This is a genomic window from Sphingomonas sp. URJC2 (assembly GCF_059803575.1).
The window spans coordinates 1-13,010 of the sequence record NZ_JAPFGX010000031.1 but is presented as its reverse complement, the minus strand read 5'-3'; the positions used below and the strand labels follow the sequence as shown (position 1 = coordinate 13,010).

The window sequence follows — 13,010 nt, the reverse complement described above, 5'->3', positions numbered from 1 at the left end:
TCAGGCCGGGCGCGGCACCGGCTCAGGCCGCATAGCGCCCGTCCTGCAGCCGCCGGGCCATGCCGATCCCGGCGAGCGCGTCCAGCACCGGGCGGACGGTGGCGGCGCGTTTGCCGCTGAACGCGCGGGCGACGTCCTGCGGCGCAAGCGGGGCGGCGGCGGCGGCGAGGATCGCCTGCACGGCGCTGACCTGTTCGGGCAGCGAGCCCGGCCAGGGGATGACATTGTCGGGCCGCGCGGCGGCGGTTTCGCCGAGGTCGAGCGTCTGGGTGACGGGGGCCTTATAGTCGGGCGCCTGATATTCGGGGCGCAGCCAGCGGATCAGGCCGCGGGCTTCCTCGGCCGCGCGCTCCTTGTTGAGGGCGACGAGGCGGGTGAGGATGTCCTCGTCGGACAGGTCGGCGGGCCAGCCATAGGCCTGCGCGACCAGCGCATCGATGGCGTCATGGTGCTGGCGGATCAGGGTGACGAGTCCGCGATCATGCAGGTCGCGCTCGGCATCGGTCAGCGCGCGGCCCTCCCGCAGGGCTTCGAGCACATTGTAGAGCTTGGTAAGGGTCAGGTCCGCATGGCGTTCGAGCACCTGCTTGCGCAGCGCATCCAGCGCCTCGGCCTCGGCCCGGATCTTGTCCTTGAGCGGTTCGGGGACGTCGGCGGGGAATGGGAATTTCCCAAAGCAGTCCGAGTGGTTGTAATTTGAGTCGTTCCCCATTCCGAGCCAGCCACCCGTTCGGATCGCCCAAGAGACGTGAATGCCACTCATCAGAACGCCAAGAGCAAACGCATCGCTGAGCGCTATGCCAATGATCTTGTTATCAAGGACGGTGTCCGCTGGTACAAAGGAGAAGATCCTATGTTTGGCGGTTCGGCAGGTTGCGATTGCTCGCGGAAGCCCGTCCAAGGCTCGCCTAAGGGTCGGAGCATTTTCTCCGAATAGCCACCAATTATCGCGCCGCGTGGCGCGTCGATTTTGATCACGCTCCGGCTTTACCGAATTGAGAATGTGCTGATAAAGCGTTGGCGAGGCGGTCGCCGCAGCACTTTCGGACAGACCAAAAAAGTCGACCACCCATTTCGGTTCATGCCGTTGCACTAGGTCACGCCCGATTAGGTAAGGTCTCAAGTTTGGCGGAAAGGCCATATGATCGAACCCGTACCGTCGAAGGTCATCGGCATCTAACCTGAACCCCAGACCTAGCGGGTTCATGCCCTGCACAGCCAACCCCTGGTTTGCACGCAGATCGACAGCGTCGTCCACATTTGCGCCAACGTTCAATGCACTGTTGATCGCTCCTCGGGTGAATTGCAGTTGCACAGACACCTCGCCAAAGGCTTCGGGCAAAGACTGCTCATCCAGTACCTCTGCAAGAACGCCAATTTGGTCAGATGCTGATCCAACTGTCATGGCGATCCTAACCGCAGCCCCGTCTTTTTCGTCGACCCATGGGTGATCCGGGATTGCAAACACGAGCGCGCAATCGCCTTGATCAATGACGGATCGATTGAACGGCTGTGTGATGGAATTCGTCGTGATGAACCCGAAACGCTTGGTTCTCCTAGCTGCACTTGCTCGGGCGGCGATGTCCCACCAATACATCACGAAGTCGACCGATGCGCTAACCTTCGGATAAACCTTGCGAACAGCCTCGGCATAGCCATCACCAAGCCGCTCTCGCATCCGCTTGTTTCCAATGAACGGCGGGTTCCCGACAATGAAATCCGCCTTGGGCCACTTCGCCGCGCGCGGCTTCACGTAACGGAACACCTCCACCCGCGCCGTCTCGTCGGGCACCTTCTTGCCGGTGACGGGGTGCTCTTTCATCGTCTCGCCGTCCCAGCGGGTGACGGGATTGCCAGCCTCGTCCAGCTCTGCAACCTTCTCGTCCCACGCGATCAGGGCGTCGCGGTTCTCGATCGTCCTGACGTCGCGCAGGATCGGCTCGGGCGGCGTCCGATCCGCGCCGTTCACCCGGAAATGCCATTGCAGATAGCCGATCCACAGCACCAGCTGCGCAATGGCGGCGGCGCGCGGGTTGATTTCGATGCCGAGGAAATTCTCAGGCGTGATGGTGTGGCCGGTCAGCTCGGCGACATACTGGTCGTCACCCAGCTCGACCAGATAATCGATCACCTCGCCCTCAAGCTCCTTCATCCGCGCCATCGCGACATAAAGGAAGTTGCCGGTGCCGCAGGCGGGATCGAGCACCCGTGTCCGGGCAAGCCGGGCATGAAACGCCTCGACATGGCTTTTCGCCTCGTCCGCCTTGCCCTCGTCGATCAGCTGGCCGGCGGCCGCGCGCACCGCGTTCCAGTCGGCGCGCAGCGGCTCCATGATGGTGGGGCCGATCAGCCGCTCGACATAGGCGCGCGGGGTGTAATGCGCGCCCAGCTTGGCCCGCTCCTTCGGGTTGAGCGCGCGTTCGAGCAGGGTGCCGAAAATCGCGGGTTCGACCTCGGTCCAGGAATGTTCGGCGGCCTGAATCAGCGCCTCCAGCTCCTCGGTGTCGAGGGGCAGGGCGGTGCGGTCCTTGAACAGATAGCCGTTGAACCTGCGCAGCGGGACGCCGAGCGCGGGGGAGAATTCGCCCTTGTCCATCGCCGCCCATAGCGCGGAAAGCTGGTGTTCGAGATGCTCCGGGTGGGCGCGCTGGTTCTTGAGCAGCTGGGTGAAGCTGCCTTCGGGGATCAGCTTGCTGTCCTCGGCGAACATCGTGAACAGCACGCGCATCAGGAAGCCGCTGGTCGTCTCTGCATCATAGCCGCGCTTTTCGAGGCGGCGGGCGACGGTGGCCAGCAGATCGGCAATGTCGCGGGTGACACGGGCGGCGCGGGCGGCGGGATCGAGGCTTTTGGGATCGGTCCAGATGGCGCGCAGGCGATCGCGCACTTTGTCGTCGCGCAGATCCTCCAGCATGATCCGGTAGCGCGCCCGGTCAGGGAACTGGGCATAGGCTTTGCCGGTGCCGGAAAAGTCGGCATAGACTTCGATGCAATAGCCGATATCGGCGACGAGCAGGAATGGCGGCCAGCCATGATCGATGGGCAGCGCCTTGGCATAGCGTTCGGCCTGCCCCTTGGCCTGCACCATCGCCTTGGCCCATCCGGGCGTGCCGCGCCGGGCGGTGCCGCGGGCGACACGGGCGCTGGCGGTCTGCCCGAAAATGTCGAGATCGTCCTCACCCTTGTCGGCAGCGGCCCGGTCAGCCGCGCTGCCCTGCTTGGCTTCAAGGATGAAACAGCCGCGCTTGTAGCAATCGATCCGGCCGAAGCTGGTGGTGCCGTCGCCATTGTCCTGAAACACGCGGCGTTCAAAGACATAATCGTTCGCGGCATCATCGGCCTTGGCACCGCGTGGGGGATCGACGCCCAGAAGCCGGGCAAGGCCATTGATGAAGGACTGGGTGTTGGCCAGCTCGCTCCCGCCGGTCCCCCGCCATTCATCTATAAAATGTTCGATTTGACCCGCTTCCAGCATTGGCATGAGCATAAAGCACAGCCACTAATGGCCGGCAACGACTGCCGGGCGGGGGCGGCTGATCCGATGCAACCGGATCGGCCGCTTTGGGCTATTGATTCACCGCATTTTCCGGGTCGCCGGGTGAAGTCACCCGGCTTGAAAATGCTTTAGTCGATGCGGATGCCCAGCCGCAGCGTGCGCCCGGCCAGCGGCAGGCCGGTCTGCGGCAGGATCAGTGCGTCGGTCAGATTGTCGGCGGCGAGCGTCAGCGACAGGCGCGCCGCGCCCAGCCGGACAAGCGGGACCGCCGCCTGCATGTTGAGCTCGGTCGCCGCCGGCAGCGCGATCCGTGCGCCCGCTGCATCCAGATCGACCGCGCCACCGATATGGCGCAGCTCGGCGCGCAGATCGGCGTCGCCGGGGAACAGATAGTCGAGCGCCAGCGCGATTTCGGTGCCCGGCCGCTGGACGAGGCGGCGGAAGGGCAGCGCGTCTTCGGCGTCCGCGCGCGCGCGCAGCAGGCTGGCGGCCAGCTGCACGCTCAGCCTTTTGGCCGGGCGCGCGGTGAGCGTCGCGTCCATCCCGGTGCTGAGCGTGCCCGACAGGTTGAACCGCTGGCGCAGCGCGGTGCCGTTCACCGTCACCACCCGCTGCGACAACGTGTCGGTGCCGCGGATGATGAACGGGTTCAGGGTCAGCGACACGCCGTCGCCCTGCCAGTTCAGCTCCAGATCGCCCAGCCAGGCGCGTTCGGGGCGCAGATCGGGGTTGATCAGGAACCGGCCCAGCGCCTCGCCGAACAATTCGCGCGGCGAGGCAAAGCGCGTGCGCCGCCCGCCCGACACGGTGACCGACCAGCCCGGACCCGGCGTCCAGGCCAGGGCCGCCGAAAAGGCCGGGGCATCGGCCACCGGCTGGCGCGGCTTGTCGCCGGTCAGCGGCGTTGTCGCCCGGTCATAGGCAAGGCCGAAGGTCGCGCGCAGCGCGTCCGCCAGCGGGGCATCGGCCTCCACGCCCAGGCTCAGCAGCCGCTGCGCATAGGCAAGGCGCGGTCCCGGCACGGCGGCGGGGAAGGGAGTGTCGACCTGTTCATGGCGGCTGTGCTGGACCTGCCCGCTCCAGCGCAGGGCGAGCGGCCCGGCGTCATGCGCCAGCGTCGCGCGCACGCCGCTGGTCACATCCTCGTCGCGCTGGCGGCTGCGCAGCGCGGTGTAGCTGACATTGCGGAACGCATCGATCCGCTGGTCGAACCATTGCCGCCATGCCGTCATCCGCAGCTCCGCCCCGTCGGCGGGGGCGAACTGCCCGCTCAGCGTCGCCTGCGTCATGCGGAACAGCGGATAGCGCCAGTAGCGTGGGGCGGCGCGCGCCGGATCGCGGTCCGATTCCGGGGCGATGCCGCGTTCGGCATCGATGTGCAGCACCGATGCGCGCAGCCTGGTGCTGCCCCGGTCATGGCCGATCGCCGCGAACAGGCTCTGGCCGTCGAAATCACTGTTGGTGCGGCGGCGCGACGCCGCCTGGCTGAACGGCACCGCCGCCGGGTCGGCCACGCGCTCGGCATCGCGCGACATCAGGCTGGCGGCGGCGATCACCTCCAGCCCGTCCCGCTCGAGCCCGGTGACGATGGCCGCCTGTCTGAACCCCATCGTGCCCGCCTGGGCGATGCCGGTGATCCCCGCGTCGCCCGGCCCGCGCGTGCGCAGATCGACGACGCCCGACACTGCATTGGCACCATATTCGATCGGCACCGCGCCCTTGGTGATCGCGATCCCGCCGATCAGCCCGGCGGGAATGAGGCCGAGATCGACGCGCCCGTCCCACGGCACCGCCAGCGGCGCGCCATCCAGAAACACCTGCGACTGGCGTTCCTCCGCGCCGCGCACGCGGATCGTGGTTTCCCCGCGCGAGTTCGGCCGGGTCGACACCCCCGCCACGCCGCGCAGCGCATCGGCAAGCGTGCGCGGCTGCAGGTCGAGCAGCAGGTCCGCACCCAGCCGGATCTGCGGCGGCTTCACGCGGCGCGGTTCATCTGCGGCGGTAATGACGATCGGCGGCCACAGGCCGTCCGCATCGCGTTCGGCCTGCGCCCCCGGCTCCGCCCATTCGGCGGTATCGCTTGGGGCAGAAGCGGGCGGGGCGGGCGACGCCAGCGCCGGCGCGCCGAATGCGCCGGCGACAAGGGCGGCATATGCGGCCGCCCACAGGGGCGGCCGCATCGGTCCGATCGTCATTTTCACCTGTCCGCTCAGTCCTTTTCGGCCCGCGCGACCAGCGTGTCGAACGCGCCGAAGAAGCGGGTGCCGATCAGGCCGGCGGCCAGCGCATCGGCACGGCCGCCACCGCTCTGCTGCTCCTCGACGCGGATCGCCGCCAGATCGACCACCGGCTCCCCGGCCGCGCGCGCCGCGGCCATCAGCCGCGACACATCGCCGGTCTTGAGCGCGGCAAAGCCGTCCTCGACCTCTTTCAGCTCACGCTCCAGCGCATCGACGCGCGCGATCTGATAGGCGGTCGGCCGGCCCTCGGTCGACATGATCGCGCCATAGACGATGTCCAGCTGCTCGCGCAGCCGTTCCTCGCCGGTGATCGCGCCGCCTTCCTTGGTCGCCACCACCTGCGTCTTGAGCGCCGAGGCGCGGTCGAGTACCGACTTGGCAAGCGCCTGGTTCGGCCCGGCCGCCGCCGCGCCGCGCCCGGCCTGACCGATCACCGCATTGAGCTGCGCGACCAGCACCGACATGCGCCCGAACAGCGTGCTGACCCGTTGCGCGGCATCGAACTGCATCTTGCGGTCGTCGACCGTGTAGCCGGCCCGCCGGTCCAGTCCGATGTCGAGCGGCATCGTCACCACCTGATCCGCCTTGGTCAGCCGGACCGTGTAGCGGCCGGGGACCACGCGCGCGCCCTGCGTCGCCGAGAAGGCGAGCTGGGCGGCCGGCGGCACCACCGGCGGCTTGACCCGCATCGACCATTCGATGCGGTTGAGCCCGCGCCGCTTGGACACCGGCAGCGTGTCGACCACCTTGCCTTCGGCATCGAGCACCTCGAGCTTCATCCGCCCGATCACATGCCGATCCTTCTGGTAGAAGCTGATCACCGCGCCCGACGGCGGATTGGCCCCGGCGAACACGGCATCGCCGCTCGCCCAGCCGCCATTGCCGCTGATGCGCTGCTGCACCGGCCGGCCGGGAAGCAGCGTCACCGTCGCCGCCCGCGTCGAGGCGTTGAGCGCGCGCCACGGGGTGATGTCGTCGATCACCCAGATGCCGCGGCCATGGGTGGCCAGCACCAGATCATTGTCGCGGGTCTGGAGCGCGATGTCGCGCACCGCGACCGAGGGGAAGTCCTTGCCCTTGAACTCCGCCCAGCTCGCGCCGCCGTCCAGCGACACGAACAGCCCATATTCGGTGCCGAGGAACAGCAGGTCGGGATTGACGCTGTCTTCCTTGATGACATGGGCATAGCCGCGCACCCCCGCCGTCCTGGGCGTGACCAGCGGCTGCCAGCTGCGTCCGCCGTCGCGCGTGCGATAGAGATAGGCCCCCATATCGCCATAGGTGTGGCGGTCGACCGTCACATAAGCGGTCGCCGCGTCATGGCGGCTCGCCTCCACCCAGCTGATCCAGTTGCCGGCATTGGGCAGCTTGAGGTTGCGGGTAACGTCGGTCCACGCCTCGCCGTCATTGGTCGTCAGCTGCACCCGGCCGTCATCGGTGCCGACCCAGATCATCCCCTTGGCCTTGGGGCTTTCGGAGATCGAATAGATGGTCGTGTGCATTTCAGCCGCCGAGTTGTCGACGGTGATGCCGCCCGACTGTTCCTGCTGCTGCCGTGCCGGATCGTTGGTGGTCAGATCGGGCGAGATGCGGTCCCAGCTCTGGCCCTGATCGCGGGTGCGGAACAGATATTGCGCGCCGATATAGAGCGTGCCCTTTTCATTGGGCGACAGATGCAGCGGCGTGTTCCAGTTGAAGCGCAGCTTTTCCTTATACCCGGCCTGGGGCTGGATGCCGCGCTGCGACAGGGTGCGGCGGTCGATCCGGGCCAGATTGCCGCCCTGATATTCGGCATAGGCAAAGTTCGGATCGGTCGGATCGGCAAACACCCAGAAGCCGTCGCCGCCATAGAGATTTTCCCAGCGGCCATTGGTGATGCCGCCCGGATAGGCGCTGTCGCCGACCCAGCTGGAGTTGTCCTGCAGCCCGCCATAGACCTGATAGGGGTCCTTGTCGTCGACGCTGACATGGTAGAACTGGCTGATCGGCAGGTTCTCGCTCTTGATCCAGCGATTGCCGCCGTCGAACGACGTCCACATGCCGCCATCGTCGCCGCCGATCAGGTGGCGCGGATTATTGGGGTTGATCCACAGCGCATGCCAGTCGCCATGCGAGCTGCCCTGGGCGGAGCCGAAGCTCTTGCCGCCGTCTTCGGACACGATCAGCGACAGGTTGGTCTTGAACACCCGGTCGGCATTGGTCGGGTCGACGAACATCTTGGCGAAATAGAAGGGCCGCCAGACCATGTTCTGGCTGCGGTCGCGCTCCTGGAACGTCGCGCCGCCATCGTCCGAAACATACAGCGCCGAGCGCGTGTTTTCGACAAAGGCATAGACGCGCTTGGGGTTGGAGGGCGCAAACACGACCTCGGTCCGGCCCCATGGGCCCTTGGGCAGGCCCTTGTGCGTCTCGGCGGTCATCGCGGTCCAGGTCTTGCCGCCGTCGCGCGACTCCATCAGCGCGCTGCCCGAGGGCGCGTCCGGCCCTTCGCCGCCCGAACGGAAGGTCCAGCCCTTGCGCCGGAAATCCCACAGCCCGGCGATCAGCCGGCCCGGATCCGACGGGTCGATGGCGATGGTGGCGCAGCCGGTCGACAGGTTGGGGCCTTTCAGCACCAGCGTCCAGCTCTTGCCGCCATCGGTCGTCTTGTAGAGGCCGCGATCGGCCGAATCCGACCAGAGCGCACCCGGCGCGCAGACATAGACGGTGTTGCTGTCGCGCGGATCGATGACGATGTCGCTGATCCGCTCGGTGCCCGGCAGGCCCATATGGGTCCAGGTTTCGCCGCCATCGGTCGATTTGTAGACGCCGTTGCCGACCGACACCGAATTGCGGGTCCAGGCCTCGCCGGTGCCGACCCAGATGGTGTCGCGGTTATTGGGGTCGAGCTTGACGACACCGATCGACTGCACCGGCTGCTTGTCGAACACCGGCTTGAAGCTGGTGCCGCCATCGTCGGATTTCCACACGCCGCCCGATGCGGCGCCGACGAACAGCGTGATCTTGCCGTCCTTTTCCTCGCGCGCGGCGAGCGAGGCGATGCGTCCCGACATGGCGGCCGAGCCGATGTTGCGGATGCCGATCCCCGAAATGGTCGCGGAATCAAGCGGGGCCGAGGCTGCGGCTTTGGCCGCCTTGCCGGTCTGGGCGGCGGCGGGGGCGGCAACGCACAAAGCGGGGACGGCGAGCGCGACGGCAAGGCCGGTCATCGTGGCAAGGCGGCGCTCGGCCGCGGTCATGGTGATCTTGGTCATGGCGGCGGATCTCACTTGGCAGCCGGCTTGGGCGCGGCGGGGGCGGCAGGAGCGGCGAAGAACTCGGTCGGCACGTCGACATTGGCCTCGGCCGTGTCGATGGTGATGCGCGACCGCTGCGACGCGCCCTTCGGACCGTTTTCGAGCGCCATCGGGAAATAGACGCCGGCGACCTTTTCATAATCGCCGAACTCGGCCTCGGTCACCGTTTCGGCACCGCGGATGCGGCGGGTTTCGGTGACCGCGATTTCAAGGAAGGTGCCGGGATCGAGCAGATAGACAAAGCTGTCGCCGTCCTTTTCCGTGACCTTGAGCTTATAGGCGTCGGTGCCGTCAAAATCCTCGCGGCCCAGTGCCGTCACCGTCGCGCCGGTCGTGCGCGAGGCGAGCAGCACACCGTCGATGCGGCCGCTATCGGCGAGCGCGCGGGCCTCGTCGGCCGACATGGTTTCGGGGTCGCGGCGGCCCTGGAACGGGTTGATCGTCCAGCCGGACTTGCCGTCATAGGCCTGAACGACGGTCAGCCCCTGCAGCGTCGCATCGACGCGCACGGCATCTTCGCCGCCCGGCCCCTTGCGGCCGCGCGTCTCGACATAGCTGAGCATGAAATCGCCGGGAAAGCGCAGCGAGCCCTTGAACCGCAGCGTCTTGATGGCGGCAAGCGCCTCGGCCCCGCCGCGCGCGGCCAGATTGCGCGCGACCAGCTCGCTCGCCGACAGCTCCTGCGCCCATGCCGGCGCGGCCATGGCCGTCATCGCCAGCGCCGCCAGCGCGGTGCCGGCCCGGATCCCCCATTTTGCGATCATCATCCTCGTCTCCGCCTTTAACAGCCCTGAACTCGAACAGCCCTGATGCCGGCCGGCGGGCAGCGCAAAGCCTGCCCCACCGCGACCGGCGGCTGCTGATGGAAGACGATGGATGGCGGGTGGCTGCGTGCCCCGGTGTCCGGGTGCCTGTTCCTCCCCCCCTCGGCACGCTCCCCCAGCCGCCGCACCGGGACGGGCATGCCGCGCCGCCGGATTGCCCAAGCAACCATGGCCGTCGCCTGCTGGCCAGCGGGCGGACGACGAACGGACGATCCTATCGGACGAACGACATGGCGAACGCCTGTGCGCCATCCGGTGAAATGAAAATCACTTGCAATAAGCTTGACGGTGAGATCGATTCGCAATAGCGACGCGGCGCGAATAGGGGTATTGCCATGTCTTATCGTTATGATTTCCTCGCCTTGGGTTGTGTCGGTGCGATCGTGTCCGCGCCGGCGCTTGCCGCGCCGCAGACGGCGCAGCCCGCACAGCCGCCACAGGCCGAAACCGCCGCAGAAGCCAGGCCGCGCGCACTGGGCGGAGTCGTCGTCACCGATACGGTGGTCGAGGACGGCTACCGGGTCGAGCGCGCGTCCAACCCGCTGCTGCCGCAGCCGCTGCGCGACACGCCGCGCACGGTGACGGTGCTCGACAAGGAATTCCTGTCCGATGTGCAGGCGGTCAGCTTCTCCGATGCGCTGCGTCAGGTGCCGGGGATCACCCTGGGCGTCGGCGAAGGCGGGGCCGGATCGGGCGACTTCATCAATCTGCGCGGCTTTGATGCCAGCAACGACATCGCCATCGACGGCTTTGCCGACCGGCTGCAATATAGCCGCTCGGACGTGTTCAACCTCGAACAGATCGAGGTCTATAAAGGCCCGAACTCGGCGCTGTCGGGCGCGGGCGGGGCCGCCGGCCTGATCAATCTCGTCACCAAGGCCCCGCAGGGCGAGACGTTCGTGCGCGCCGAAGCGGGGCTGGGCAATCGCGACTGGAAGCGCGGCACGATCGACGCCAATGCCGTGCTCGACGGCAGCGGCAATGTCGCGGCGCGGCTCAACCTGATGGCGCATGACCAGGGGGTCGCGGGCCGTGACTTCATCTTTCAGCGCCGCTTCGGCATCGCGCCCAGCATCGGCTTTGGCCTTAACGGCCCGACCCGGCTGATCGCCAGCCTGCAGTTTCAGGAAGACGATAATCTGATCGACTATGGCGTGCCCTACCTCACCACCGGGGTGCGGCCGGCCTTTCCGATCAGCAATTATTATGGCTGGCGCAATGTCGATGGCGAGGACCAGTCGCTGCTGATCGCCACCATCCGGCTGGAACATGATTTCAGCGACACCGTGCGCTTCCAGACCGGGGTGCGCTGGGGCGAGGTCGAGCGCACCGCCATATGGTCGACGCCGCGCCCGCTCAACCCGGCGTCGCTGAACGCCGCCGCCGCCGCCATTGCCGCGGGCAACACCGCAGGTGCCGTCTATACGGCACGCGGGCCGCAGGGGCTGGGCCGGTTCAGCCGCAACGAGGTGCTGGCCGCGCGCGCGACGCTGACCCTTGACTGGCCGGTGTCGGGGCGCGGGCTGGGCAACACCCTGGTCATCGGGGCCGAGGCGAGCCGCGAGCAGCTGGACCGCGAGACGATCACCACCACCGGCCTTGCGGGCGCGCAGCGCAACCTGTTCGCGCCCACCCCCGATTTCACCGGCACGCTCAGCCAGACGCGCACCAGCGGCCAGTTCGAGAACCGGGCCGAGCGGCTGTCGGCCTTTGCCTTCGACACGGTGAAGCTGGGCGAATGGCTGCAGGTCAATCTCGGCGGCCGTTATGAGCGGTTCGACGTGACGCTGGGCGGCACCAATTATGCCGCGCTCGCTGACCGCACGACCTCTGAAAATCTCTGGTCATGGCAGGGCGGGGTGGTGCTGAAGCCGAGCGCGACGTCGAGCCTCTATGCCAGCTATTCGAACGCTCGCCAGCCGCAGACGCTTGCCGCGACCGCGACCGGCACGGTCACGACCGCGAATCTGGCGCTGCCCGCGCTCGAAAACGAGAATTATGAGCTGGGCGGCAAGATCGACCTGTTCGGCGAGGCGCTGAGCCTGACCGCGGCGATCTTCCGCACCGAACGCGTCAATGAACCGATCACCGTCGATGGCGACATCGTGCTGGCCGGGCGTCGCCGGGTCGAGGGGCTGGAGCTGTCGGCCACCGGCAACATCACCCCGCGCTGGCAGGTCTATGCCGCCTATGCCTATCTGCGCTCCGAAATCCTGCGCGCGGCCGATACGGCCTCGGTTACGCAAGGCGAGGAGCTGGCGCTGACCCCGCAGCACAGCGGCACTTTCTGGACCAGCTACACCACCGGCTTCGGTCTCCGGCTGGGCGGCGGCGTAAACTATATGGGCCGGCTGGCCACCCGCAATTCCACCGCCATCCAGGCGGCATGGGATCTGGACGATTATCTGCTCGTCAACGCGATGGCCGAATACAGCTTCACCGACAATCTGTCGGTGCAGGTCAATGTCAACAACATCGCCAACACCCGCTTCATCAACCGCATCCGCGCCAATGACAGCTATGTCATCGCCGTGCCGGGCGAGGGGCGGACCGCGGTGGCGACGCTCAGGCTGCGCTATTGATGTCAATCGGGAAGGGCCGCGATTGCGCGCGGCCCTTGCCGGTGCTAGTGCAAATGGATTGCATTTGCAGTTCTATCGGATGCATGGGCCGGGGGGCGGTCGGGCCCAAATTCGACGGGGAATGATCATGTCGCTCGACAGTGCCGGCATCACCTTTGCCCCGGCCTGGGTCGGGCCGGACGCGGATGGCGCGCTGCCCCGCTGGACCGGCTCCGATCCCGCGCGCGCCCCGGCCGCAACCGGCTGGCAGCGCAGCGCCTATGCCCCCCAGGGGCGTGCGCGGCGGCCGCTGCTGGTCGCGATCCTCGCGCTGCACGGGCTGGCGATTGCCGGGGTGCTCGCCGCCCGGGCCGAGATCGGCCGGCACAGCCTGCCGGTGCTCAAGACTTTTGACGTGACGCTCGCCGCGCCGCCGCCCCCCGATGCGCCGCCGCCACCGGCACGGGCCGATCTGGCCGCTGCACCGGTGGCGCAGCCGGCCCCGGCGGCGCTGGTCGCGCCACCGCCGCTGGTCGCGGTTCCCGCGCCTTCGCTTGCGGCCGCCCCGGCGACGCAGCCGATCGCCGCTGCCC

5 protein-coding genes and 1 pseudogene are annotated in these 13,010 nt (G+C 67.5%); 2 read left to right on the top strand and 4 right to left on the bottom strand.

The window, feature by feature from the left end; translation table 11 throughout:
- Positions 1 to 22: 22 nt before the first annotated feature.
- From OPU66_RS11215 to OPU66_RS11200, 4 genes are all read right to left on the bottom strand, one after another.
- A complete protein-coding gene (locus OPU66_RS11215) occupies positions 23 to 3,475 on the bottom strand; it encodes a class I SAM-dependent DNA methyltransferase (RefSeq protein ID WP_498553737.1) in 3,453 nt (1,150 codons plus the stop codon).
- A gap of 149 nt (positions 3,476 to 3,624) precedes the next feature.
- Positions 3,625 to 5,691 (bottom strand): TonB-dependent receptor, encoded by a 2,067-nt coding sequence (locus OPU66_RS11210; protein WP_498553736.1) that lies wholly within the window; start codon positions 5,689 to 5,691, stop codon positions 3,625 to 3,627.
- 14 nt (positions 5,692 to 5,705) lie between these two features.
- Entirely contained in the window at positions 5,706 to 8,990 is a 3,285-nt protein-coding gene (locus OPU66_RS11205; protein ID WP_498553735.1) for a VPS10 domain-containing protein, read from the bottom strand.
- Positions 8,991 to 9,001: 11 nt separating this feature from the next.
- Positions 9,002 to 9,799, bottom strand: coding sequence for a LolA-like protein (locus OPU66_RS11200; protein ID WP_498553734.1), 798 nt, complete (start codon positions 9,797 to 9,799; stop codon positions 9,002 to 9,004).
- A gap of 392 nt (positions 9,800 to 10,191) precedes the next feature.
- On the opposite strand from OPU66_RS11200, the gene OPU66_RS11195 reads away from it, so the two are divergent.
- Both OPU66_RS11195 and OPU66_RS11190 read left to right on the top strand, forming a co-directional pair.
- Positions 10,192 to 12,438 (top strand): TonB-dependent receptor, encoded by a 2,247-nt coding sequence (locus OPU66_RS11195; RefSeq protein ID WP_498553733.1) that lies wholly within the window; start codon positions 10,192 to 10,194, stop codon positions 12,436 to 12,438.
- Positions 12,439 to 12,565: 127 nt separating this feature from the next.
- Positions 12,566 to 13,010, top strand: a pseudogene (locus tag OPU66_RS11190) (hypothetical protein); the annotation flags it as partial.